The 24,359-nt window shown below is 63.7% G+C and carries 22 protein-coding genes; 15 read left to right on the forward strand and 7 right to left on the reverse strand.

Annotated elements, in window-relative coordinates:
- Window positions 1-90 precede the first annotated feature (90 nt).
- Together purF and purM are read left to right on the forward strand one after the other, a co-directional pair.
- On the forward strand, window positions 91-1,644 hold the full coding sequence (gene purF / locus AC1D75_RS21070; protein ID WP_495517274.1) for an amidophosphoribosyltransferase: 1,554 nt from the start codon (window positions 91-93) through the stop codon (window positions 1,642-1,644).
- Between the two features lie 222 nt (window positions 1,645-1,866).
- On the forward strand, window positions 1,867-2,964 hold the full coding sequence (purM, locus tag AC1D75_RS21075) for a phosphoribosylformylglycinamidine cyclo-ligase (protein WP_495517275.1): 1,098 nt from the start codon (window positions 1,867-1,869) through the stop codon (window positions 2,962-2,964).
- Window positions 2,965-3,199: 235 nt separating this feature from the next.
- Here the strand turns inward: purM and AC1D75_RS21080 are convergent, their stop codons facing one another.
- From AC1D75_RS21080 to ygfZ, 3 genes are all read right to left on the reverse strand, one after another.
- Window positions 3,200-3,379 carry a DUF3073 domain-containing protein gene (locus AC1D75_RS21080; protein ID WP_331889125.1) on the reverse strand — a complete coding sequence of 60 codons (180 nt, stop codon included), beginning with the start codon at window positions 3,377-3,379 and terminating at the stop codon, window positions 3,200-3,202.
- Between the two features lie 193 nt (window positions 3,380-3,572).
- Window positions 3,573-4,211: an MOSC domain-containing protein gene (locus AC1D75_RS21085; protein WP_495517673.1), complete on the reverse strand. Its 639-nt coding sequence runs from the start codon at window positions 4,209-4,211 to the stop codon at window positions 3,573-3,575.
- A gap of 2 nt (window positions 4,212-4,213) precedes the next feature.
- On the reverse strand, window positions 4,214-5,329 hold the full coding sequence (gene ygfZ / locus AC1D75_RS21090) for a CAF17-like 4Fe-4S cluster assembly/insertion protein YgfZ (protein ID WP_495517674.1): 1,116 nt from the start codon (window positions 5,327-5,329) through the stop codon (window positions 4,214-4,216).
- Between the two features lie 48 nt (window positions 5,330-5,377).
- Between ygfZ and AC1D75_RS21095 the strand changes: the two genes are divergently transcribed.
- The 5 genes from AC1D75_RS21095 (at window position 5,378) to cydC (ending at window position 12,716) form a co-directional block, all read left to right on the forward strand.
- Entirely contained in the window at window positions 5,378-6,289 is a 912-nt protein-coding gene (locus AC1D75_RS21095; protein ID WP_495517276.1) for an aminodeoxychorismate lyase, read from the forward strand.
- Window positions 6,290-6,629: 340 nt separating this feature from the next.
- Entirely contained in the window at window positions 6,630-8,255 is a 1,626-nt protein-coding gene (locus AC1D75_RS21100; protein ID WP_495517277.1) for a cytochrome ubiquinol oxidase subunit I, read from the forward strand.
- Window positions 8,256-8,270: 15 nt separating this feature from the next.
- Complete coding sequence (cydB, locus tag AC1D75_RS21105; RefSeq protein ID WP_495517278.1) at window positions 8,271-9,332, forward strand: cytochrome d ubiquinol oxidase subunit II; 1,062 nt, start codon at window positions 8,271-8,273, stop codon at window positions 9,330-9,332.
- Window positions 9,329-11,020 carry a thiol reductant ABC exporter subunit CydD gene (cydD, locus tag AC1D75_RS21110; protein WP_495517279.1) on the forward strand — a complete coding sequence of 564 codons (1,692 nt, stop codon included), beginning with the start codon at window positions 9,329-9,331 and terminating at the stop codon, window positions 11,018-11,020. The genes cydB and cydD overlap by 4 nt, the downstream gene beginning before the upstream one ends.
- Window positions 11,007-12,716, forward strand: a complete 1,710-nt coding sequence (cydC, locus tag AC1D75_RS21115) for a thiol reductant ABC exporter subunit CydC (protein ID WP_495517280.1) — start codon at window positions 11,007-11,009, stop codon at window positions 12,714-12,716. Before cydD ends, cydC begins: the two co-directional genes overlap by 14 nt.
- A gap of 231 nt (window positions 12,717-12,947) precedes the next feature.
- Here cydC and AC1D75_RS21120 read toward each other — a convergent pair whose 3' ends face one another.
- The 4 genes from AC1D75_RS21120 to AC1D75_RS21135 form a co-directional block, all read right to left on the reverse strand.
- Window positions 12,948-13,562: a heme-binding beta-barrel domain-containing protein gene (locus AC1D75_RS21120; RefSeq protein ID WP_495517281.1), complete on the reverse strand. Its 615-nt coding sequence runs from the start codon at window positions 13,560-13,562 to the stop codon at window positions 12,948-12,950.
- A gap of 254 nt (window positions 13,563-13,816) precedes the next feature.
- On the reverse strand, window positions 13,817-14,122 hold the full coding sequence (locus AC1D75_RS21125; RefSeq protein ID WP_482140700.1) for a DUF1416 domain-containing protein: 306 nt from the start codon (window positions 14,120-14,122) through the stop codon (window positions 13,817-13,819).
- A gap of 2 nt (window positions 14,123-14,124) precedes the next feature.
- Entirely contained in the window at window positions 14,125-14,964 is an 840-nt protein-coding gene (locus AC1D75_RS21130) for a sulfurtransferase (RefSeq protein ID WP_495517282.1), read from the reverse strand.
- A gap of 284 nt (window positions 14,965-15,248) precedes the next feature.
- On the reverse strand, window positions 15,249-16,064 hold the full coding sequence (locus tag AC1D75_RS21135) for an LmeA family phospholipid-binding protein (RefSeq protein WP_495517283.1): 816 nt from the start codon (window positions 16,062-16,064) through the stop codon (window positions 15,249-15,251).
- Window positions 16,065-16,244: 180 nt separating this feature from the next.
- Between AC1D75_RS21135 and AC1D75_RS21140 the strand changes: the two genes are divergently transcribed.
- The 8 genes from AC1D75_RS21140 (at window position 16,245) to AC1D75_RS21175 (ending at window position 24,358) form a co-directional block, all read left to right on the forward strand.
- Window positions 16,245-17,036 (forward strand): winged helix-turn-helix transcriptional regulator, encoded by a 792-nt coding sequence (locus AC1D75_RS21140; protein ID WP_495517284.1) that lies wholly within the window; start codon window positions 16,245-16,247, stop codon window positions 17,034-17,036.
- Entirely contained in the window at window positions 17,026-17,895 is an 870-nt protein-coding gene (gene mshD / locus AC1D75_RS21145; protein ID WP_495517285.1) for a mycothiol synthase, read from the forward strand. The genes AC1D75_RS21140 and mshD overlap by 11 nt, the downstream gene beginning before the upstream one ends.
- Window positions 17,896-18,143: 248 nt before the next feature.
- Window positions 18,144-19,196 (forward strand): phosphate ABC transporter substrate-binding protein PstS, encoded by a 1,053-nt coding sequence (gene pstS, locus AC1D75_RS21150; protein ID WP_495517286.1) that lies wholly within the window; start codon window positions 18,144-18,146, stop codon window positions 19,194-19,196.
- Window positions 19,197-19,279: 83 nt separating this feature from the next.
- Window positions 19,280-20,296 (forward strand): phosphate ABC transporter permease subunit PstC, encoded by a 1,017-nt coding sequence (gene pstC / locus AC1D75_RS21155; RefSeq protein ID WP_495517287.1) that lies wholly within the window; start codon window positions 19,280-19,282, stop codon window positions 20,294-20,296.
- A 1-nt stretch (window position 20,297) separates the two neighbouring features.
- Window positions 20,298-21,191: a phosphate ABC transporter permease PstA gene (pstA, locus tag AC1D75_RS21160; RefSeq protein ID WP_495517288.1), complete on the forward strand. Its 894-nt coding sequence runs from the start codon at window positions 20,298-20,300 to the stop codon at window positions 21,189-21,191.
- A 93-nt stretch (window positions 21,192-21,284) separates the two neighbouring features.
- The gene (gene pstB / locus AC1D75_RS21165) at window positions 21,285-22,061 is read left to right on the forward strand and encodes a phosphate ABC transporter ATP-binding protein PstB (RefSeq protein ID WP_482140685.1); all 777 of its coding nucleotides are present in this window, start codon (window positions 21,285-21,287) and stop codon (window positions 22,059-22,061) included.
- 46 nt (window positions 22,062-22,107) lie between these two features.
- Complete coding sequence (locus tag AC1D75_RS21170; RefSeq protein ID WP_495517289.1) at window positions 22,108-23,511, forward strand: FHA domain-containing protein; 1,404 nt, start codon at window positions 22,108-22,110, stop codon at window positions 23,509-23,511.
- Entirely contained in the window at window positions 23,501-24,358 is an 858-nt protein-coding gene (locus tag AC1D75_RS21175) for a protein kinase domain-containing protein (RefSeq protein ID WP_495517290.1), read from the forward strand. The genes AC1D75_RS21170 and AC1D75_RS21175 overlap by 11 nt, the downstream gene beginning before the upstream one ends.
- The last annotated feature ends 1 nt before the right edge of the window (window position 24,359 follow it).

Here is a 24,359-nt window from a genome sequence, read left to right on the forward strand (position 1 = left end):
CAACGACACGCCGTGGCGATTCGCAATGGCGAATCTCGTGCCCGTAGACTCGCTCGTACGCCCTCCAACAGCCCACCAATGGGAGTGCCAGTGACCGAGCTGTCGATAAACAGCAAGAATCTGCTTGATGCCGACCAGCCAGAGAACGAACCGCGTGAGGAATGCGGAGTTTTCGGTGTCTGGGCACCTGGTGAGGATGTGGCGAAACTCACCTATTACGGCCTATATGCCTTGCAGCACAGGGGACAAGAGGCTGCCGGCATCGCGACGGCCGACGGATCCCAAGTGCTTGTCTTCAAAGACCTCGGTCTGGTTTCCCAGGTATTCGACGAGCAGACGCTCGGCGCCATGCAGGGCCACGTTGCAATCGGGCATTGCCGGTACAGCACCACTGGGTCGACCACGTGGGAGAACTCGCAGCCGATTTTCCGCACCACCGCTGCCGGGACCGGTGTTGCGTTGGGACACAACGGAAATCTCGTCAATACCGCCGACCTGGCCAGTAAGGCACGCGATCTCGGCTTGATGGATTCTCGTCGGGCCGGCGGCGCGACCTCGGATTCCGACGTGGTGGGCGCCTTGCTCGCGCACGGCGCCGCGGATGCAACCCTCGAGCAGGCCGCGATGGAATTGCTGCCGACGCTGCGCGGAGCCTTCTGCCTCACCTTCATGGACGAGCACACACTGTACGCCGCGCGTGATCCGCACGGCGTGCGCCCGCTTTGTCTGGGACGCCTTGATCGCGGTTGGGTGGTGGCGTCCGAAACCGCCGCACTCGACATCGTCGGTGCCTCTTACGTCCGCGAGATCGAACCCGGTGAACTCCTGGCCATCGACGCCGATGGCGTCCGGAGCAGTCGTTTCGCCGAGGCCACGCCCAAGGGCTGTGTCTTCGAGTTCGTGTACCTGGCCCGCCCCGACAGCGTCATCAGTGGACGGTCGGTGCACACCACCCGCGTCGAGATCGGTCGTCGCCTCGCCCGCGAGTTCCCGGCCGATGGCGACCTGGTGATCCCGGTTCCGGAATCAGGTACCCCGGCGGCGGTTGGATACGCCCAGGAGTCGGGTATCCCGTACGGCCAGGGTCTGATGAAGAACGCCTATGTCGGCCGGACGTTCATCCAGCCCTCGCAGACCATTCGCCAGCTGGGTATCCGGCTGAAGCTCAATCCGCTCAAAGAGGTCATCCGGGGTAAGCGCCTGGTTGTGGTGGACGATTCGATCGTCCGCGGTAACACCCAGCGCGCGCTCGTCCGGATGCTCCGGGAGGCAGGGGCGGCCGAAGTGCACGTGCGGATCGCCTCGAGCCCGGTGCGCTGGCCGTGCTTCTATGGCATCGACTTCGCGTCTCCGGCCGAACTGATTGCTAACGGCACCGACTCCGAAGAGCACCTCGTCGAGGGTGTTCGCCAGGCGATCGGTGCCGATTCACTCGCGTACATCAGCACCGAAGAGATGATCGCGGCCACCGAGCAACCTGCCTCGAATCTGTGTGCTGCCTGCTTCGACGGCAAGTACCCGATCGAATTGCCGCGCGAGACATCGATGGGTAAGGCGGTCCTCGAGACCATGCTCAAGAAGACGGCAACGGATCAGGAAGTCATCGCCGAGAACGACAACGCCAGCGCTGTCCGCCGCCCCTGAGGGCTGGTTCACCAGCGCAAACCGTGCTGGTTCGCCAGTTCGACACCGGGTGTCATCAGGATCGGCGAAGATCGGCTGCGGGTACATGCATGTCCGCACCCGCAGATTTCGAACCGCCCATCAGTAGTGGCCTGACCACGCTCGGGTAGCGTGAAGCCGGATTATTCACCGCCCCGGCAGGACTTTCCTGCCAACCTTTCGAGAACGGGAACCTGACGCAAGATGACCGACAACGAGCCCGGCGGCGCCTCTTACGCTGCGGCGGGAGTGGACATCGATGCCGGCGAGCGGGCAGTACAGCTGTTCGCCCCGCATGCCAAGCGCACCCTGCGTCCCGAAGTCATGGGCGGCCTCGGCGGATTCGCCGGACTGTTCAAACTCAAGGGTGACTACCGCGAGCCGGTGCTGGCATCGTCCACCGACGGTGTGGGCACCAAGATCGCAGTCGCCCAGGCGATGGGCAAGCACGACACCGTGGGACGCGATCTGGTCGCCATGGTCGTCGACGACCTGGTGGTCTGTGGCGCCGAACCGCTGTTCCTGCAGGACTACATCGCGGTCGGCAAAGTCGTCCCCGAAGTGGTGGCAGAACTGGTGAAGGGCATCGCCGACGGCTGCGTCGAAGCCGGCTGCACGCTGCTCGGTGGCGAGACGGCTGAACATCCGGGCCTGATGGGCGAGTCGGACTACGATTTGTCGGCCACGGGCGTCGGAATCGTCGAGGCCGACTCCGTGCTGTCCCCGGACCGTGTTCGGCCCGGCGACGTCGTCATTGCGATGGGTAGCTCGGGTCTGCACTCCAACGGCTATTCGCTCGCCCGCAAGGTCCTGCTCGAGTGGGGCCACATGGATCTCGGCGGTCATGTCGAGGAGTTCGAACGGACCCTCGGTGAGGAACTGCTCGAGCCAACGCGCATCTACGCCAAGGACTGCCTCGCGCTTGCGGCCGAAACCGACGTACGTACGTTCTCACACGTCACCGGTGGTGGCCTGGCGGAGAACCTCGCCCGCGTCATGCCCGGCGGTCTGGTGGCCGAGCTGGACCGCGGTACGTGGTCACCGGCACCGATCTTCCAGATGATCGCGCAGCGTGGCCGCGTGGAACGCGCCGAGATGGAACGCACCTTCAACATGGGGGTCGGAATGGTCGCGGTTGTCGCACCCGAAGACACCGATCGTGCGCTGGCGGTACTGACCGCACGGCACCTGGATTGCTGGGTGCTCGGCTCGGTCAAGAAGTCGCACTCGACCAAGACCGAGCAGGTCAAGAGCGCAAAGAACGGTATCGCGGAACTGATGGGTGAGCACCCGCGGTTCTGACATACCCCTGACAAACGAAGAGGTTCGGTCGACGTTCGCGTCGGCCGAACCTTTTTGCGTTGGGGGCCGGAGTTCGTATCCGACCCCGATTGAATATGTCGTCGGCGAGTGAGCGGTGTCCGCTCGAACGTCGCCTTGGTGGGGATATGCCAACAGCCCACCTGAGGTCTAGCGCTTCAGGGGGCTGTTGAAAAAGGTATCGGGTCCCGGGTTCAATCCGGGCCCACGACGGCCATCAGGCCCGCCGCCACCCTTCTTCATCGGACCACCGATCATCAGTGATCCCATCGTTCGGATCAACTGATTCGCTGCCCGACAGCTCTCGCTGCAAGCTGTCGAAGTCGGTGTTCGGTGAGCTGTACTTCAGTTCACGAGCAACCTTGGTCTGCTTCGCCTTCGCCCGGCCGCGGCCCATTGGGGACCCCCTCGCGCAATGAAGGGGCGGCCAAACGTGTGGCGGCCCCATTCTGTGTTTACAAATATGGTCGTGGAAGTCAGTCTACCGTGCCCGAAGGGGTGATGCGGACCAGCTCGTCCGCCGGTGGCGAAAATTAACAAACCGGGCACCGGATCTCAGGTCGGGAATCGGCCGGCAGGCTGCCTCGCGATCACCTCTTCGCCAGCCGGTGCCAGCGGTTGGCATCCCGGACCACTTTCGCCGGAAGGTCGGTGATCGCGAGCAGTTTCGTCAGCGAATCGGTGTCGGGCCCGGTGATCAGATGCCGTACCAGCACGCCGTGGTCTGGCCGTGAGACGACCGTGACCCGGTCCCCGGCCCGGACTTGGCCACCCTTGACGACACGGAGATAACAACCCACATCTGCCTGTGCGTAGAAACGCTTGACCCACTGGTCTTCCTGCGCCCAATCAGCGAATGTGCGGCATGGAGTACGGGCGATGGTCACCTCGAGCAGCACGTGCTCGCCGACCTGCCACCGCTCGCCGATGGTGGCGTCGGTGGTCGCGATTCCGGAGATACGCAGGTTCTCCCCGAACCATCCATAGGGGAGTTCACGCCCGAGTTCACGAGCCCAGCGCTGCGCCTCGTCGTCGCCGTAGGCGTACACCGCCTGATCGATTCCGCCGTGGTGTTTGGTGTCGCAGACATGGTCGATCGTGAGACCGAACTCGTCGACGTCGACGGGGCCCTCGACGGCTCGCTTGTCGATCGCACTGTGTCCGACTTCACCGGCGAGCGCATGTTCTTCGTGCACGGCGCAGACAGCGAGCACCGTGCCCGTCGCCAGGCTCAACGGCCCTTCAACCGGTCGATGGCGGCCCGTCCGGCCTGGACGCGGTCGTCGGCCGGTACCGAGGACGGGTCGATCGCGGCGCTGGCGCCGTTGATATCGAGCTGGGTGTCGGCCGGGATGCCCCGTTTGATGAGCGCCAAGGCGATCGGGCCGTACTCGAAGTGGTCGACGACGGTGCCGACGCGGCCGACGGCACGGCCCCCGACGGTGACCGGATCGCCGGTGGCCGGTCGGTGCTCCGCGCTGCCGTCGAGGTGCAGCAACACCATCTGTCGTGGCGGCTTGCCGAGGTTGTGGACCCGGGCGACCGTCTCTTGGCCCCGGTAGCAACCCTTGTTCAGGTGCACCGCACCCAACTCATCCGGGGAGCCGATCCAATTGACCTCGTGCGGGATCGTGCGTTCGTCACTGTCGATCCCCAGGCGGGGACGCAATGCCGACACACGCAGCGCCTCGTACGTCCACATCCCGGCAGGACGCGCGCCGGCTGCGGTCAGGCTCTTCCACCATGCGATGAGCTGGTCGGCGGGGACGATCAGATCGATCGATTCGACCGAAGCGTGATCGCCGACGGCGGGCATCACCCGCCAGAAACCGCCTTCAGGTAACCGTCCGGCGTCATAAACCGTTGCTGCACCCGGAATCCGCAGTAACTGCGCAATCGCCCCGGTGCGGGTGTCGGGACCGAGCAGCGTCAGTACCGCCATGTCGGGGCGGGGAGCGACTTCGACCTTCGCCCAGAAGACCATTTTCTGCAAGAAGGCGGCCAGCGGCTCGGACCGCGATGCCTCGGTGTCGATCCAGGTCGTCCCATCGAGGTCGGTGAGTACGAAGTGGTCCTCAACCCTGCCGTTGCCGTCGAGGTTCAGGTTTTCGGCACTGCGCCCGTCCGCGAGATCGGTGACGAATTGGCTCGAGATCGTGTTGAGCCAGCTCAGTCGCTCGTCCCCGGTCAGGGCGATCACACCGCGATGGGAACGGTCGATGACGGCCGCGGAGGTGACCGCAGCGCGCTGCTCACCGAACGGGTCGCCGAAATGCCAGGCCACGGCTTCATCCGGTGTATTTTCCAGGCCGCCGACGGCTCCTGAGGGGCGCAATGATTCCAACAGTTCAGTCACCTTCCCAATGGTACGAGTGTGGTCGCTACCCTTGCCGCTATGGCTCAACCCATTCTGGTGACTGTTGACGGTGCTGTTCTCGACCCGGACGTGCCGATCCTGCATGCCGACGACCTCGCCGCCGTGCGCGGCGACGGTGTTTTCGAGACGCTGCTGGTGCGTGACGGCACGGCCCGCTGTGTCGATCTGCACCTGCAGCGTTTCGCTCGCAGTGCGAAGGCCCTCGATCTGCCCGCCCCGGACGAAGAGCAGTGGGCCGACGCGATCGCCACCGGCGCCCGTGTCTGGGCCAAGGAGAACGACGCGGCCGAGGGGCTGATGCGCCTGGTCTACTCGCGCGGACGTGAATCGGCACCGGTGGATGCGGTGGCGGCGAAGGAAAGCGGCAAGACCGGGTTGACCCGGGACGGTGGCGGCGCCACCGAGTACCTGACCGTCGGGCCGGTGCCCGAGCGGGCGTCGAAGGTGCGTGAACACGGGGTCAAGGTGATCACCGCTTCCCGCGGCTACTCCGTCGACCTCGCCGCCACAGCACCGTGGCAGCTGTTGGGTGCCAAGACGTTGAGTTACGCCACCAACATGGCGGCCCTGCGTTACGCCAAAGAGCAGGGCGCCGATGATGTGATCTACACCAGCAGTGAGGGGCTCGTGCTCGAAAGCCCCCGCTCGACCGTGATCGTGGTCAACGGCAAGACGTTGACCACTCCGCCTGCGGAATCCGGCATCTTGGAAGGCACCACCCAACAGGCCTTGTTCGCCCAGGCCGAAAAGGAGGGGTGGGAGACCAAGATCGCGCCATTGAGTCCGGCGGATCTGGTGTGCGCCGAGGCGGTCTGGTTGGTTTCGAGCATCACGCTGGCCACCAGGGTCATCGAACTGAACGGCTACACGATGGTGACGCCGGATCGCCCGGAAGACTTTTCCGCTCTGGTCGATCGCGCCGTCGACTGACGCCTGCAGAGCGCCGCGGCGTCCCCTGTTTCGAGGGGACGCCGCCTTTTCGCGTTATTTCATTGACGTCGCACGATTCCTTTGGGTGTTCTATTTTTTAGTTGTGCATACCGTCGCCATGGACAGGCGATCGAGGCGTGGACAGGCGATCGAGGCGTCGCGGTGTAGAGCGGCACGGCCCGGGTCGAGCGTCCCGGCCGGTGCGGGACCTTGTGCCCCATTCTGTCGAAAGTGGCCATCAGCACAGCAAAAGGGCGCTAATCACCTTGTTCCACTCCAGTTCCGAGGCGTAATCTGCAGCTACTACCGACCGTAGTAGACCTCCGGCGATTGAGAAAACATGGACGCACTCGACGTCTCCCGATGGCAGTTCGGCATCACCACCGTCTACCACTTCATACTGGTCCCGCTGACGATCGGCCTGGCGCCGATGGTGGCGATCATGCAGACCGTCTGGGTGGTGACAGGCAAGGAACAGTGGCTACGGGCCACCAAATTCTTCGGCAAACTGCTGTTGATCAACTTCGCGCTCGGCGTGGCCACCGGCATCGTGCAGGAATTCCAGTTCGGGATGAACTGGAGTGAGTACAGCCGATTTGTCGGGGACGTCTTCGGCGGACCACTGGCGTTGGAAGGGCTGGTGGCGTTCTTCCTCGAGTCGACGTTCCTGGGCCTGTGGATCTTCGGCTGGGATCGGCTGCCGAAAAAGGTGCACCTGATGACGATCTGGATGGTCGCCATCGGTGTCAACGCGTCGGCCTGGTTCATCATCGCGGCGAACTCGTGGATGCAACATCCGGTGGGCGCGCAGTGGAATGAGGAGAAGCAGCGGCCGGAGCTCAAGAGCTTGTGGGACGTGATGACCAACAGCACCACACTGGCTGCCTTCCCACACACGATCGCGGGTGCATTCCTGACCGCCGGAACATTTGTTGCGGGCATCGGGATCTGGTGGATGGTCCGAAATATGAGGCGGGCCAAGAAGCTTCGGGAGAATGTCCCGGTCGGTAAGAGCAGCGCGGGCGAGGGTGCGGTCGCCGTCGCGGACGATCCGGAACCGTCGATGCACGGTAAGACCGCCGACCAACTCGAGCATGATGCGCGAACGCTGTACCGCCCGGTGACGCGCCTGGCGTTGTGGATCATGATCGTCAGTGGTGTGGCCCTGGCCATCACCGGTGATCAGCAGGCCAAGCTGATGTTCGAGCAGCAGCCGATGAAGATGGCTTCGGCGGAATCGTTGTGTACCACCGAAACCGGGGCAAGTTTCTCAATTCTGGCAATCGGGACCCAGAACAACTGTGAATCGGTGACCCATCTCATCGAGGTTCCCAACATGCTCTCGTTCCTGGCCAACAACAACTTCAACTCCACGTTGCAAGGCGTCGAGGAGTTGCAGGCCGAGCATGTCGCCAACTTCGGGCCCGGCAACTACAAACCGAATCTGTTCGTCACGTACTGGGCATTCCGCGCGATGATCGGTTGGGCACTCGGCTCTGCGGCAGTGGCGTTGCTCGGACTGTGGTTGATGCGGCGCGGCCGGATCCCCGATTCGAAAAAGTTTGCCACATTTGCGATTTGGATGATCCCGACCCCGTTCCTCGCCAACAGTTCGGGTTGGATCTTCACCGAAATGGGCAGGCAGCCATGGATGGTGGCCCCCAACCCGGCGAACCAGGGTGACACCAACGGGTTGGAGAACATCCACCTGACGGTCCAACAGGGCGTGAGTCAACATTCCGGTTACCAGGTCCTGGTCACCCTGATCATCTTCACCCTGCTCTACGGCGGTCTCGGGGTCATCTGGTTCTCACTGATCCGCAAGTACACCCGGGAAGGTCCGACCGCCGCCGATTCGGGTCCTCCGATCAACGGGCCGGGTGGCGGGGACGGACCCGAGAAACCGGAATCCGACGATGAACGACCGTCGCCGGATGAACCCAAGCAACTGTCGTTCGCGTACTGAGGACTGGGGTAAGTAATGAGTCTGGCGGAGTTCTGGTTTTGCTTGGTGGGTTTTCTGTTCCTCGGATACTTCGTACTCGAGGGGTTCGACTTCGGTGTCGGCATGTTGTTGCCCTTCCTCGGCCGTCCGAAGAACGGCATTCCCGGCGATACCCGTCGCCGGGCGATGATCAACACGATCGGACCGGTGTGGGATGGCAATGAGGTCTGGCTGATCACCGGTGGCGGTGCGCTGTTCGCAGCCTTTCCGAACTGGTACGCAACGATGTTCACCACCTTCTACATACCGTTGTTCCTGATCCTGGTCGGTTTGATCGTTCGCATCGTGTCCATCGAATGGCGCGGAAAGATCGATGACCCGCGCTGGCGTTGGTGGGCCGACTTCGGTATCGGTCTGGGGTCGTGGCTGCCTGCGATCCTGTGGGGTGTGGCTTTTGCAAACCTGGTGCGCGGGTTGCCGATCGACGGTGACGAACAGTTCACCGGGAACTTCTTCGACCTGCTTTCCCCGTACGCTCTGCTCGGTGGTGTGGCCACGGCAATGCTGTTCGCCACCCACGGTGCGGTGTTCCTGGCCCTCAAGACGGCTGGTGACCTGCAAGGGGAGTCGATGAAGACAGCGTTTGCACTTGCAGTCCCCACCACGGTTGTCGCTGCCGTATGGGGTCTGTGGACGCAGATCGCCTACGGCAAAGGTTGGACGTGGATCGCGCTGGGAGTGGCGGCCGTTGCGATCATCGCCGCGACCGGATTGGCGCATCTGCGACGTGAGGGTTGGGCATTTGTCGCCACCTGCTTTGCGATCGCCGGTGTCGTCGTCCTGATCCTCGGGTCGATGTTCCCGAACGTGATTCCCTCGACGCTCGATCCGGCCTTCGACATGACCGTTGAAGGCAGCGCGTCGAGTCATCACACGCTGGTGGTGATGACCTGGGCCGCGGCCATCTTCACCCCGATTGTCCTGTGCTATCAGGGCTGGACGTATTGGGTGTTCCGCCAGCGCATTTCCACGAGTCAGATTCCGCCGTCGATCGGCTTGCCCTTGCGCCGACCGAAAGTGGTCGAGCAGCCGAAGTGACCTCCGCGACACCGGCGGCATCCGGCCCGCCGATCGATCCACGGCTGTGGCGCTATTCGCGGACCTCTCGCCGGTACCTGATCCTGACGGTGCTGATGACGATCACGCAGGTGGTCTGCGTGATCGTCACCGCCGCGATGGTCGCATCGATCCTGTCCGAGCTGATCGTGTCGCCGGATCGGCGCAGTCTGGACGCCCAGGCCTGGCATCTGTGGGCGTTGGGCGGGGCCATCGCGGTGCGGGTGGTGGCGGTGTACATCCACGACCGATACGCGCATCGGGCCAGTGCCGGGGTGATCGCAGACCTGCGCGGGGAAGCGCTTGCCGCGGTATCGGATCCGGCCCGCACCCCGCCCCGTGAGCTCCTGGCGCGCCGTAATCGCCTCGCCACGATTCTCACGCAGGGACTCGAAGCGCTGGGCCCGTATCTGACGGGGTACGTTCCCGCGCTGCTGCTCTCGGTGGTGGCGATCCCGGTGCTGGTGGTCGTGATGGCGATGGCCGATCTGACCTCGGCCGTCATCGTGGTGATCACCTTGCCGCTCATCCCGATGTTCATGATCTTGATCGGACGCCTGACGCGGGATCGAACCGCCGATCGGCTTACGGCGATGAGCCGCTTGTCCTCTCAACTTCTCGACCTGATCGCGGGGATACCGACGTTGCGTGCCCTGGGGCGCGAGCGGGAGCCGGCCGCCCGGGTCGGCGAACTCGGGCAGGCGCACCGGCGCAGCACGATGCAGGCGTTGCGGGTGGCATTCCTGTCGGGTGCGGTGCTGGAGTTCCTCGCGACATTGTCGGTGGCGTTGGTGGCGGTCAGCATCGGCCTGCGTCTGGTGCACGGTGAGATGGGCCTCTACGGAGGTGTGCTCGCGTTGATCCTCGCGCCCGAGGTGTACCTGCCGCTGCGGACAGCCGGCGCACAGTTCCACAATTCAGAGGCCGGAACAGCCAGCGCACGTGAGGTATTCGAGATCATCGAGGGTGGGGCCACCACACGTCCGGCGGGAAGCCGGACGGTGGCGGTCGCGGGAGCCAGGATCGTTGTGGCCGGCCTGGGCGTGCACGGCCGCGATGGTTGGGCGCCGCACGATCTGTCCGCGACCATCACATCCGGTCGCCTGAGCGTGCTCACCGGCCCGAACGGTGCCGGGAAATCGACGGTGCTGTCGGCCATCTTGGGCCTGCAGTCACCGCAGGAGGGTTCAGTCCTGATCGGAGATGTCCCGGTCGCCGAACTCGATCAGCCGGCGTTGTGGGAGCAGGTGGCCTGGCTGCCCCAGCATCCGGTCCTGGTGCCGGGCACAGTCGCGGAGAACTTCGAGATGACCGGTCCGGTCGGGGAGAGTGACCGTGATTTCGGTTGTCGGGCCAGTGGTTTCGACTCGGTGCTGGCCGGTCTCCCGGACGGTTGGCAAACGAACCTGGGCAGCGGTGGAGTGGGACTGTCCGCCGGACAACGACAACGACTGGCGCTGGCCCGGGTGCTTGCTTCGCCTGCGCCACTGTTGCTGCTCGACGAGCCCACCACCCACCTCGATGCCGATGCAGAGTTGGCGGTGGCGCGCGCGTTGCAGTCGCGGGCTGCGGCAGGCGATACCGTCATCGTGGTCGCCCACCGTCCGGCGATGCTGGCTGTTGCCGACGACATCGTCGAAGTCACCGGGGTGACGTATGCCGAACACTGACAACACATCTGCTCTCCGAAGCCTTCGCGGCGATGCGCTCTGGCGGGCGCTGGGCCTACTGGGTCTGCGCGGCCGGCCGGTGGCCCGTTCGTTGCTTCTCGGAATCCTGGGAGCGGGCAGCGCACTGGCCCTGGCCGCCCTGTCCGCGTGGCTGATCACCAGGGCCTGGCAGATGCCGCCCGTGCTTTACCTGTCGGTGGCCGTGACATCGGTTCGGGCGCTGGGTATCTCCCGAGGACTGTTCCGGTACCTCGAACGGCTCGCCACCCACGACCTGGCGTTTGATGCGATGTCGACGGCGCGCAGTCGACTCTATCTGGCACTGGCCGGGGGCCCGGCCGGGTATTCGGTGGGGCTGCGTCGCGGGGAGTTGTTGTCGCGGACGGGGACTGACGTAGACGAGATCGGTAATGCACTCATCCGCGCGATCATCCCGATCGGTGTGTCGGTCGTGGTGTCCGGTGCTGCGGTGGCGATCATGGCGATCGTGTCGCTGTGGGCGGCGCTGGTGTTGGCGGTCGCATTGGTGGTCAGCGGTGTGATTGCGCCGTGGCTGGCGGCCCGGGGCGCCCGGAGTGCCGGCCGGGCCGAGGCCGCAGCCCAGACGCGCAACGCGGGCGCGATCATGACCCTGCTCGACCATGCCGCAGAACTGGCCGTGGCCGGGCGGCGTCAGGTGCTGCTCGACGAGGCGCGATCCGCCGAATCCGATGCGGCCGACGCCGGCAATATTGGTGCCAGGCAAGGTGCCTGGGCCAGTGCCGCGGTTCCGCTGGCGGTCGGGGTGTCGGTGCTGGCCGCGGCCCTGATCGGGATCGGACTGGCCGATGGCGTATCCCCGATGGCGCTCGGTGTGCTGATCTTGCTGCCGCTGAGCGCATTCGAATCGACCGGGCCGATGACCGAGGCGGCGCTGCAGCTTTCGAAGAGCCGAGACTCTGCTCGCCGGATCATGTCGATGATCGACCGGGCAGGCGATTTCGAGCAGCCGGCGCATACGGTGACTGCGGGCACGGACCCGAACACCGTCGTGGCCAGAGGGCTGCGCTGGGGCTGGCCGGGCGGCGAGGTGTTCGGTGGTGACAGTGGAATCGACCTCGACATCGAACCGGGGTCGCGGATCGCGATCGTCGGACCGAGCGGGTGTGGGAAGTCGTCGTTGCTGCTCACCCTGGCCGGTCTGCTGGCGCCGGTGGCGGGTACGGTCACCCGGCCCGACGACAACGGCGTCCGCTATTTCGCCGAGGACGGTCACATCTTCACGACCAGCGTCCGCGAGAATCTGCTGGTCTCGCGCGGTGACGCCCCCGATGCCCTGATCATCGACGCGATCAATCGGGTCGGGCTCGGTGACTGGGTGGCCGGGCTCCCCGCGGGTGTCGACACCCCACTGGATGCGGGTGCGGACTCCGTCAGCGGAGGTCAGCGCCGGCGTTTGTTACTCGCGCGTGCGCTGATCAACGAAGCGCCGATACTGCTGCTCGATGAGCCGGGGGAGAACCTCGACCGCGCTGATTCTGATCGGTTGCAATCTGAGTTGCTCGACGCATCCACGGCAGCGTTGGTCGGGCCGGAGCGGGCAGTCGTGGTGGTGACCCATCGCCTCCCGGCCCGTCACCATGCCGATCTGGTCTTGGCGCTGCCCGAAGTTTCGCCGCCAGAAAAATCTGTTGCCGTGCCGCAGCAGCCGGAGTAGCTTCGTCGGTACACGAGGAAGGAGGTGGTCTGAAATTGATTTCTAGGACACGTGAGGTGACCATCAGCTAACCGGCCGATTGGTGGATTACCTTGTTCCGCAATCTGTTTGGGCGCAGTACCCCAATCGATATGGAGCTGAATCCACATTGGTCACCGGACCCCCGCACCCCCGGCCTTGTCCTGGTCGGAAACCCGCTGCTCAGTGGGTGGTGTGGGGGTCTACCCCGTTCTAGCCGACGTAGCGGCTCAGTTTTGCAGATGCGCGGGGAATCAGATCGCCATCGCTGTCGACCCGTTCTTCGACGTACGCCAGGTCGCCGTCTTCCACGAGACCGTAGAGACGTTTGGCGCCGCCGGCCTTGTAACCCGACGCGGACTTGATCACCACATCGGTGGCCAGCTCCCAGCTCGTCTGGTTCAACGGGGTGCCGTAAAAGAGTTCGATCCACCCCTCGGCATGGGTGAGCAGAAGTTCGATCACATCGTCATCGCCGATGCGCCAGAAGCCGGATTCGCGGAGGTCGGGCGTGATCTCATCGCTGTCCTCAGCGATGACCCACGAGCGGGACTCCCAGCTGAGGTAGTTCTGGCCGTCGTGGCTGATGATCACCTGCTGGCCGAAACGGTAGTCGCCGGTTTCGGGGTGATTGCCTTCGCCTTCACCGCGCCAGACCCCGACCAACGGCAACAACGCCAGCAAGCCCGGATGGAGATCCGGACCCTGGCGAAGGTTGGCGGTGTCGTCGGGCAGCGGCAGGTCAGGCAGCGCCGGGATGTTCCGGCTGCCGGTTTCCTGAGCCTTGATGGCGGCCTGATTGACCGCCTCGTTGCCGGAACGGGTCACGATTCGTCTGTGACCAGCCGGTAGAGCACGTAAAGGCCGAACCAGACGATCAGGACACTCGCCAGTACCAACAATGCTTCGAAGAAGATGACCACCTGAGTATTCTAGCGTCCACTCCGATCCTGCTGCGTGTGGGGATTCCCTCACTTTTGCCAGAGCCGTCATCGCGACCACAAAAAAGATGGAGCGGGTGGAAGCACGAAGGCCCGGTCCACCTCGAAAGGTGAACCGGGCCTTCGTCAGAGCCGAGGCTCTTACTTGCTGACGGTCACGTTCTGCTCGTGCACGCCGGCACCTTCGGGCTTCACGATGACGTCGCCGTTACCGGTGGACGACAGCGCGCGCAGCGTCCAGGTTCCGGGGGCGGCGAAGAAGCGGAAGTCGCCGGTACCGCTGGCAACAACTTCGGCGGTGAACTCGCCGGTTCCGTCAAGCAGACGCACGAATGCGCCGGCCACCGGGTTGCCGTCGGTGTCGAGCACCTGACCGGTCAACACGGTCTCTTTTTCGGTATCAACACCGGCGGGCAGATTCTGTCCCTGTTTAGGCGCAGCACACATGATTACTTGTTTTCTCCCAGCTCGATCGGGGCGCCGACAAGTGAGCCGTATTCGACCCAGCTGCCGTCGTAGTTCTTGACATTCTTCTTACCGAGGATCTGATCGAGCACAAACCAGGTGTGGCTTGAACGCTCGCCGATACGGCAGTAAGCGATGGTTTCCTTGCTCTCGTCGAATCCCTTGTCGGCGTACAGCTTTGCCAGGTCTTCGTCCGACTTGAAGGTGCCGTCCTCGTTGGCGGTGGTGCTCCACGGGATGTTGATGGCTCCGGGGATGTGGCCCTTCTGCTGAGCCTGCTCCTGCGGGAGGTGAGCCGGTGCGAGGATCTTGCCGGAGAACTCATCGGGGCTACGCACGTCGACGAGGTTCTTGCTGCCGATGGCGTTGATGACCTCGTCGCGGAAGGCGCGAATGCTGGTGTCGGGCTCTTCGGCCTTGTACGTCGCGGCCGGAAGGGTGACCTCGTCCTTCGACAGCTCGCGGCCGTCGAGTTCCCACTTCTTGCGGCCGCCGTCGATCAGCTTGACGTCCTTGTGTCCGTACAGCTTGAAGTACCAGTAGGCGTAAGCGGCGAACCAGTTGTTGTTGCCGCCGTAGAGCACAACGGTGTCGTCGTTGGAAACACCCTTGGCCGACAGGAGTTCGGAGAACTGCTCCCGGTTCAGGAAGTCGCGACGGACGCCGTCCTGCAGGTCCTTGCGCCAGTCCAGGCGGATGGCGCCTTCGATGTGGCCACCTTCGTAGGCCGAGGTGTCTTCGTCGACCTCGATGAAGACGGTCTTGTCGGCCTTCAGGTTCTGTTCAGCCCAATCAGCGCTGACCAGGACATCGGAGCGAGCCATGGTTTTCCTTTCGTAGAGGGGTATTGCGTTCAGGTTTGTTCGGTGATCGATAGAGATCGGGATTTGCTGGTGACGTGAGGTGATCGCCTTGGACCAGCGCAGAGCTGACCAGGGGGCGCACCGGCATACGGGGCACAGAGAAATACTGTGAAAAGCCCGTCGACTACCGGCTCAGACAGCAACAGTTGGCGATACGACAGAAGTCGATCGCCCGGCGACGTGTGAGCATCAACTCACGGCCCAGTTGCATGAGCGCCACACTACCGCAGGCCTGCCGGGGGTTATCAAGACCCATGCCAGAAGTCATCCGCGGTCACCACCAGCGGTTTCGGATCGGCGGTGAGAACTACGTCACTGCCTTCGGTTGCCGCCGACGATGCAGGCAGCGACCAGGGGAGCGGCAGAACGGGAAGTGTTCGGGAGAACTGCCCCAACACGTCGGGCAGTTGCTCCGGCGAGACATCTGAGTCGACGTGGTCGGCAGGGCCCGAGTAGATGCCGGTCGCGTCGATCCGCAAGGCACCGCCGCTGATCGACAGATCGGCGGAAACACTGACTTTCTGGTGGTCGGAGCCCCGAATGTGACCGAGATTACTCACTTTTGGCAAATTGATCGTGGCGGTCAGAATGATGCCCGAGTCGGCAGAAAGGATGCCGTCGCCGGGTCCGCCTCCGCCGGCCTTGTCCTCGGGTGCAGGGGTTGTGACGGTCAGGTCGTCCAGACCCAGGAAGCGGCCCAGATTCACCGAATCGATCTTCAGTGAGCCGCTCACCTTGTCGACCCGTAGCTGTGTATGTTCCCCGATCAGCCAGGAACCGCCGAGACGTTCGACGCCGGACAGGTTGGAACGGAGGTCCCCGCGTCGGCCATTCCCCAGGTCAGTGCCCCTGGCGGTGATACCGATCCGGTCGTATTCGTCGCTCGCGGCGGCGGCCGCGATAAAGGGGAAACCGGTGATTGTGACCTCGGGGTCGAACTCCAATTCGGAGGCCGTTCGCAGGGCCTGCGAATAGTGATACTCCGCGTACGCGGCGGTGGCGAAGTCGATGCCGACCGCAGAGAGGACGGCGATGAGCACGCCGGCCAGCAGTTTGCGCACCGAAACCTTTCTTTACGTGGACTTTGACCCACGGTCACCGTGGCTGACGGTCGCTATTCCTTCGTTTACCGGGGACTTGTTAACGGGCTGCGACCGATATGGCGCTATTCTGACATCTGTCTCGCACACGTTGGTAAGGCAGCGTACATAAAATACGTACCTTCGAGATCGGAGTGGTTTGTGGATCTCTTGTTACTGACAGCCGATCCCACCCCTGAGTCTGTATTGCCGTCGTTGTCACTGCTGGCTCATACCGTCCGCGTTGCGCCCACCGAGGTGTCGTCGCTGATGGAAGCTGGAAATGCGGATGTAGCCATCGTTGATGCGCGTTCTGATCTGGCAGCCGCACGCGGTCTGTGCCGACTGCTGGGGAGTACGGGCTCATCGGTGCCTGTCGTTGCTGTATTGACCGAGGGCGGCCTGGTGGCCGTGAACTCGGAGTGGGGTCTTGACGACTTCCTGTTGCCGGCCACTGGTCCGGCCGAATTGGACGCGCGACTTCGTCTGCTGGTGGTTCGCAGTCGTGGAGTCACCGCAGAAGAAGCCAGTGGCAAGGTCACTCTCGGTGATCTGGTCATCGATGAGGGCACGTACACCGCGCGGTTGCGGGGACGTCCCCTCGATCTGACGTACAAAGAATTCGAGTTGCTGAAGTACCTCGCGCAGAACGCCGGCCGGGTGTTCACCCGTGCACAGCTGCTGCAGGAGGTGTGGGGCTACGACTTCTTCGGTGGCACCCGCACCGTCGACGTACATGTTCGACGGCTCCGCGCAAAGCTCGGTGCCGAGCACGAGGCGCTGATCGGAACCGTACGCAACGTCGGATACAAGGCCGTGCGGCCCAGCCGTGGCGGACGAACACCGGATTCGAACGGAACTGTCCCGGACGGAACAGAATTGGAAGACCTTGTCGAACCCGATGAGGTCGAGTTCCCCGACGCGGAGTTCAGCTCCAGCACCAATGGGAGCTGAATCGGGCGGTCCGGAGTTCACCGGGCGAATCACGGAAATCCTCGACGCCGCGACGGCCGTCGACGGTGTCGCGCCGTTGGGAGAGCAGGCCGTCAACGGTGTCGGCCGGCCCGGCGTCGTGGAGGTCACGGTCAGCGACGGCGACCAGATCGTCGGGTACGCCAACGTGACCCCGGCACGCGGCGACGAGCTGGCGGTGATCGAGTTGGTGGTCGACCCGGACCACCGGCGCAAGGGGCACGGCAAGACACTGCTGGACGAGACGCGTAGGCGCGTCACCGGTGATGTCAGGGTCTGGGCGCACGGCGATCTACCTGCGGCGCAGGCCCTGGCCGCGGCTTCCGGGCTGACTGCGCGGCGGCAATTGCTGCAGTTGCGCCGACCAGTGCCGAATCCCGCCCTGCCAGAACTGGTTGTCCCCGATGACGTGGTGCTCCGGACCTACGCCGGACCCTCCGACGATGCGGAGATCATTCGCGTCAACAATGTGGCGTTTGCCTGGCATCCGGAACAGGGTGGCTGGGGCTCGCAGCAGCTCGAAGAACGTACGGGCTCGGCGTGGTTCGATCCGGCCGGCCTGTTCCTCGCGTTCGACGCGGCAGACCCGCACCGGCTACTCGGGTTCCACTGGACCAAGATTCACACGCCGTCACTGGGCGAGGTTTACATCGTCGGGGTCGATGCCGCGGCGCAAGGCCGCGGTCTCGGGCGCCTCCTGACCCTCGCCGGTCTGCACTACCTCGCTGACCAGGGTGTAGACGAAGTCGAACTCTATGTCGAGGGCGACAACACGGCCGCTCTGAACACCTACAGCAAGCTCGGATTCGGGCAATACGCGATCGACGTGGCCTACGGCTGACCGACCATCAGGTGTCCGGCGGACATCTGATCGTCCCCGAGGTGGCCCGCAGGTGAACATCGGGTGGACACCTCGAGTTTGCCCTGCGAGAGCGTCGTCGACGGGTCGATGTTGTATTCATCTGCGGTTCACCACACGTAGGTAATCCAGACATGACGGACCTCTAGCTTTCAACAAGTGACGCATTGAGCGTCGGGGTGGCGGCTCGAATCACGAGATGTCACGGAAAGTCCATGGAGGAGTCTTCGGTGAGAATGAAGTCAAGTGCTGCGCTCGTCAGTGCGGCTGCGGTTACTGCTCTGGTGCTGTCTGCGTGTAGCAGTGAAGAGAGCGGTGGCACCGTCAGCGGTGAAGGATCAACCGCGCAGCAAAAGGCGATGGAACACTTCCAGGTGGTGGTCGCCGACAATGGCGGCATCGTGCTGAATTACACCGGTTCGGGTTCAGGTGACGGTGTTGCCAAGTTCTTGAGCAGCGACGTCGACTTCGCCGGTTCCGACTCGGCGCTGAAGGGCGAGGAGATCGCCGAGGCGAAGACCCGCTGCGGCGGAAACGACGCTTGGCACATCCCGATGGTGGCCGGGCCGGTCGCGATCGCTTACAACTTGCCCGGGGTCGACAGTGTTGTCCTCAACCCGGCCGTGCTGGCAGGCATCTTCGACTCGAAGATCACCACCTGGAACGCGCCCGAGATCGCAGCTCTGAACCCGGGCGTGCAGCTGCCCGCCACCGCCATCGTGCCGGTGCACCGCAGCGACAGCTCGGGCACCACGGACAACTTCCAGCGCTTCCTGCAGAACTCGGCGCCGCAGGCCTGGCCGTACGAGCACGACAAGGCCTTCCAGGGTCAGGGCGGCTCGGGTGCGGCCAAGTCGACCGGTGTCGGTGACACGGTCAAGAAGACTCCCGGCTCGGTCACCTACGTCGAGTGGGGATTCGCCGAGGAGAACGGTCTGGGTATCGCGCAGGTCGACTTCGGTGTCGGTGCCACGGAGCTGAACGGTGATACCTCGGCCAAGGCGCTCGACGCGGTCGAGTTCAAAGACCCGGCGTCCAAGGATCTGATCGTCGACACTGACGCGTTGTACGCGCTGAAGGAGGAGGGCGCATACCCGCTGCTGCTGACGCCGTACTCGATCGTCTGTTCCGCAGGCTACGAAGGCGACGTCTCGTCGACCCTCAAAGAGGCGTTCACCACCATTCTGAGCGATGGCCAAGAGGGACTGGCAGAGTTGGGTTACACCCCGCTGCCCGAAGAATACAAATCCAAGCTGCAGTCGACCATCGACGCACTGGCCTGATCGAGTAGGCGAGGGTGACCGTAGAGAAAACGCGGTAGAAGGCGATGACAGAGACTGACGATACGACGAGGGCGAAAGGGCTTATGAGCTCCTCGACTACTCAACCCGGTACCACCACCGGTGGAGGCGGTTCAACAGAACCGACCGGGTCGCAGATCAAGACCGGCGGTTCGGCGATTCGACTGGGAGACCGGATTTTCCGGACCCTTTCGGTCGGATCCGGCATCTTCATCTCGGTGATCATCGGACTGATCGCACTTTTCCTGGTGATCCAGGCGGTCCCCTCGATGCTCGACAACGAGGCGAACTTCTTCACCTACTCGGGTCCGTGGAGTACCGACCCCGGGAACATGAAGTTCGGCATCCTGGGCCTGCTCTACGCGACGCTGGTGGTGTCGATCATCGCGTTGCTGCTGGCGATGCCGATCGCACTGGGTATCTCGATATTCCTGACCGAGTACGCACCCAAGCGGCTGGTGAGTCCGATCGCCTACGTGATCGATCTGCTCGCCGCAGTGCCGTCGATCGTTTACGGCCTGTGGGGCATCTTGGTCCTGGGGCCCGCACTCGTGCCGCTCAACGAATGGCTCGTGGGCAACCTCGGTTTCATGCCGCTCTTTCAGGAACCATCTCAGGTCACCAACATGTCGACCGGCGGAACGATGCTCACCGCAGGCGTCGTCCTGGCGGTGATGATTTTGCCGATCATCACTTCGGTGACCCGAGAGGTGTTCGTGCAGACGCCGGCTGGGCATCGTGAGGCCGCACTGGCGCTGGGCGCGACCAAGTTCGAGGTCGTCCGGGTCGCGGTGATCCCGTTCGGATTCTCCGGGTACATCAGCGGATCGATGCTGGGCCTGGGACGCGCCCTCGGCGAAACAATGGCGCTGCTGCTCATCATCTCGACGGCGGGCCCGATCGACTTCAACCTCATGGAGAGCGGCGAAACGTTCGCGACGAAGATCGCCAACAATGCCGCCGAGTTCGACTCACCGTCGAAGACCGGTGCCTACATCGCCGCCGGCCTCGCGCTGTTCGTGCTGACGTTCATCGTGAACTCTGCGGCGCGGGCCGTCATCAGCGGAAAGAAGGCCAAGTGACATGACAACACTCGACACGAGTACTGCACCGGTCAAACGCACGCCCTCGGGCTTCACGCCCGTCAAACGAAGTCGGAAGATCGGCGACAAGGGTGCCGCGATCATGGTCACGGCCGCCGTCGTCATCGCCATGATCCCGTTGGCCTGGTTGGTGTGGACGCTGATCTCCCGCGGATTGTCGACCATTCTCGACGCCGACTGGTGGCAGAAGTCGGAGCTGCGGGGCGGAGCGCTCAACGCGATCATCGGCACGCTTCAACAGACTGCGCTGGCCGCGGTCATCGCGATCCCCATCGGCATCTTCGTGGCGATCTACCTGGTGGAGTACGGCAACAATTCGGTGCTCGCCCGGATCACCACCTTCATGGTCGACATCCTCTCGGGTGTGCCCTCCATCGTGGCCGCGCTGTTCATCTACGCGGTGTGGCGCACCACGTTCGGGCTGCCGCGTTCGGGATTTGTGGTCGCGCTGGCGTTGGTGTTGCTGATGGCACCGATCGTGGTCCGGGCGACCGAGGAAATGCTCAAGGTCGTCCCGCAGGATCTACGAGAGGCGTCATACGCCCTCGGTGTACCCAAGTGGAAGACGATCGCGCTGATCGTCCTTCCCACAGCACTGTCGGGCATCGTCACCGGCGTGATGCTGGCGATAGCGCGTGTGATGGGTGAATCGGCGCCGGTCCTGATCCTGGTCGGCTCGACAAAGGTGATCAACACCAACCCATTCGAAGGAAACCAGCAGTCGCTGCCTTTGATGATGGTGCAGCAATACAACAACGGTCCCGGCGCCTTCGACACGGTGTGGGGCGCGGCGTTGACCCTGGTGATCTTGGTGGCGATCGTGTACTTCGGCGCCAAGCTGGTCTCCAAAGTGTTCTCGCCCAAGAAGTTTTGATGTCACAGCAGTTCTGATGATCACAGAGATTCTGACGCGACGCCCACCCCCCCGACGCCCGCCGGCTCCAGTAGCGAACGAAAGTACAGATTCATGGCAAAGCGCCTCGATATCAAAGACCTGAACATCTATTACAGCGCCTTCCACGCGGTCAAGGACGTGAGCCTGGAAGTGCCGCCGCGCTGCATCACCGCCTTCATCGGTCCGTCCGGTTGTGGCAAATCGACGGTGCTGCGCACGCTCAACCGCATGCATGAGGTCACCCCGGGTGCCCGCGTCGAGGGCAAGGTGTTGCTCGACGGCGAGGACATCTACAGCAAGAACATCGACCCGGTGTCGGTGCGTTCCACCATCGGCATGGTGTTCCAGCGGCCGAACCCCTTCCCGACGATGTCCATCAAGGACAACGTGGTCGCAGGCCTTCGCCTGCAGGGCTTGCGGGACAAGAAGAAGCTCGACGAGGTCGCCGAGCGCAGCCTGCGTGGCGCGAACCTCTGGGAAGAGGTCAAGGACCGTCTCGACAAGCCGGGTGGCAGCCTTTCCGGCGGTCAGCAGCAGCGCCTGTGCATCGCGCGCGCCATCGCGGTCTCGCCTGAGGTGCTGTTGATGGACGAGCCTTGCTCAGCTCTCGACCCGATCTCGACGCTGGCCATCGAAGAGCTGATCAACGAGCTCAAGAAGGACTTCACCATCGTCATCGTCACCCACAATATGCAGCAGGCTGCGCGTGTCAGTGACCAGACGGCGTTCTTCAACCTGGCCGGTGTCGGTCAACCGGGTCAACTGATCGAGGTAAGCGACACGGAGACGATGTTCTCCAACCCCGCGCAACGCGCAACGGAAGACTACATCTCCGGTCGATTCGGCTAGTCCGAACGATCGTCGCCTGGCCCCGAACGGGCGAAAATCCGGCGGCATGGGTGATGATGGGGGAGTGACGGTCAAACATCCGGTCAGCGTGCTGCCTGGCCGTGGCATCGCTCTCCGCCGCGGACCTTCGCTGCTGCTCATCGATGCCGATCCGATGAAAACCAGTGCGACACTGACTGATCTTGCGCGGATTGCCACAGAGTTGCCGTCCGAATCCGGGACGCAGGAAAGTTCTCGGCTGCGGTCACTGACCAAGTGGTTGCTGGCCAACGAAGACAGCAGCCCCGACTTCGCGGTCATCTCGACCGATTCCCGCGGCGGGCTCGAGGTATTCGTCTATGGCGGTGCGACTGCGCGGATGTACGTCACGGAACTCGCGTCCCCAGAGGTGGTGCGCGGGGCCGACTCCGGGTTCCTGGTCCAGCGCAGCTATCCCAGCAGCCTCTATGCGGTCGCGGTCACGATCGACGAGACGGACCCGCTCTCGGGCGGTCCCATCGGAGCCTCCGGGATCGCGCCGTCGCACATCTTCTCCCTGGAGAAAGGTGCAGCCCCCGGAGCCGGGATGATCCTGTGGCCGTCCGCGTCGCCGTCCACCGACAGCGCGGTCTACATGATCCCGCAGACCGCGCCGGTGGACGACGAGTCGGAGTCGACGCCGCTCATGGTCGGCGCCACCGACAGCGACGCCGAAATACGTTTGGCACCACCGCTGTTGTCTGTTCGGCTCGACGATCACGAAGAGGTGACGCAGAGCGCCCGCAGTCCGCTCCCCATCGTCGGCGGTCCGCGTAAGCCCACCGGGTTTCGTCAAGGTGTGGCCGAACCGACGCTGGTCCCACCCCAGGATGTATTGGATTCGGCGCTGTCGTCGGCGCCGACCGACGTGGCCAACCGCCCTGTCAAGGTCGGCAACTCGCGAGTGTCGGCCCGTGAGCAGAAGCTGCAGATCCACGGATTGCTCTGTGTCAACGGACATATCAACGATCCGCGGCTTCCAATCTGCACCCGCTGCGGTATCCGGATCGACCGGCACACAGGCGCCTTGGTGCAAGGGCCGCGACCGCCTTTGGGGCTGTTGGTGATCGACGACGGTTCCACCTACGTCGTGGCCGGGGATCTGTTGATCGGCCGCGATCCCGAACCGATGGTCGCCGGCCGTGGTGGGGTGTCCGCCGGCGGAATCGGGCCGTTGGACCCGATCCGGATCAACGACACCTCCGGTTCGATGTCGCGCGCGCATTGTGAACTGCGCCTTGTGGATTGGGAGGTTCGCGTGATCGATGCCGGTTCGGTCAACGGCACCTATGTGCGACATCCCCGAGCGTCGGGCTGGATCACGCTGCGACGTGGGCAAGAAGCTGTGCTCTACCCGGGTTCGCAGTTGCGGGTGGGTAGCCGATCGCTGCTGTTCGAGTCTCCGCATGGGAGGGTGAGCGATGTACGTTGATTCGCCGTCGGGATCCGATGCACGTAGATCGCCTGCCGCGATCGCCGACTACCGGATCGTTCGTGCCCTCGGCGCGGGCAGTCACGGGATCTCATACCTCGCGGTGGCTCCGGAGCGACTTTCACTTCCCGCTGAACATGTTGCGCTGAAAGTCTTTTCGAATCCGGTGGGCGAAGATGCGTTCCATCGCGGCGTTCGGGAACTCCGAACATTCTCCGAAGTCCGTTCGACGCACCTGCTCCGGCTCTACGAGGCAGCACTGGGCGATCAGTTCATGTACTCCATGGACTATCTGCCGGGTGGGTCGATGGCCGCGCCTGCCATGCCCCTGCAACGCGAACAGGCTTTGGCGGTACTCGAAGGCGCCGCACGTGGGGCTCACGACATGCATCAGGCGGGTCTGGTCCATGGGGATATCAAACCCGCCAACGTGATGATCGGCGGCGATCAGGACGGGCCGGCAGGCGTGCTCAGTGCGCTGGGCCTGGCGCGGGTGATCACAGCGGCGACCGCGGTCAGTGGCGTCGGATCATCGGCGACGCTGGAGTTCGCTGATCCCGATATGCTGGTCGGCCAAGCGCCTTCGCGGGCAACGGATCTGTGGGCGCTGGGAGCGACGATCCATCGCACGCTGACTGGTGAGGGGCTCTATGGCGAATTGCCGGACATGCAGCCGCTGGTGGCAATCCGGACAGTGCAGTCGACCAAGCCCGTACTCAGCTCTGCGCTCTCGGCTGCCGAACAGGAACTGGTGTCGGAATGCCTTGCGCCGCATAGCGACCGATTCCGTACCGCGGCCGAACTCGCCGATCGTATCGCCGAGATCGGCCGCGGATACAGCCGTTGAA

This window comes from Williamsia sp. Y712 (assembly GCF_059445525.1).

Bases quoted from the DNA above. Each gene is read 5' to 3' on its own strand.
- purM (WP_495517275.1), top strand. From the start codon at position 1,867: ATGACCGACAACGAGCCCGGCGGCGCCTCTTACGCTGCGGCGGGAGTG.
- AC1D75_RS21080 (WP_331889125.1), bottom strand. From the start codon at position 3,379: ATGGGCCGCGGCCGGGCGAAGGCGAAGCAGACCAAGGTTGCTCGTGAA.
- AC1D75_RS21095 (WP_495517276.1), top strand. From the start codon at position 5,378: ATGGCTCAACCCATTCTGGTGACTGTTGACGGTGCTGTTCTCGACCCG.
- AC1D75_RS21100 (WP_495517277.1), top strand. From the start codon at position 6,630: ATGGACGCACTCGACGTCTCCCGATGGCAGTTCGGCATCACCACCGTC.
- cydB (WP_495517278.1), top strand. From the start codon at position 8,271: ATGAGTCTGGCGGAGTTCTGGTTTTGCTTGGTGGGTTTTCTGTTCCTC.
- cydC (WP_495517280.1), top strand. From the start codon at position 11,007: ATGCCGAACACTGACAACACATCTGCTCTCCGAAGCCTTCGCGGCGAT.
- AC1D75_RS21125 (WP_482140700.1), bottom strand. From the start codon at position 14,122: ATGTGTGCTGCGCCTAAACAGGGACAGAATCTGCCCGCCGGTGTTGAT.
- AC1D75_RS21130 (WP_495517282.1), bottom strand. From the start codon at position 14,964: ATGGCTCGCTCCGATGTCCTGGTCAGCGCTGATTGGGCTGAACAGAAC.
- mshD (WP_495517285.1), top strand. From the start codon at position 17,026: ATGGGAGCTGAATCGGGCGGTCCGGAGTTCACCGGGCGAATCACGGAA.
- pstC (WP_495517287.1), top strand. From the start codon at position 19,280: ATGAGCTCCTCGACTACTCAACCCGGTACCACCACCGGTGGAGGCGGT.
- pstA (WP_495517288.1), top strand. From the start codon at position 20,298: ATGACAACACTCGACACGAGTACTGCACCGGTCAAACGCACGCCCTCG.
- pstB (WP_482140685.1), top strand. From the start codon at position 21,285: ATGGCAAAGCGCCTCGATATCAAAGACCTGAACATCTATTACAGCGCC.
- AC1D75_RS21170 (WP_495517289.1), top strand. From the start codon at position 22,108: ATGGGTGATGATGGGGGAGTGACGGTCAAACATCCGGTCAGCGTGCTG.
- AC1D75_RS21175 (WP_495517290.1), top strand. From the start codon at position 23,501: ATGTACGTTGATTCGCCGTCGGGATCCGATGCACGTAGATCGCCTGCC.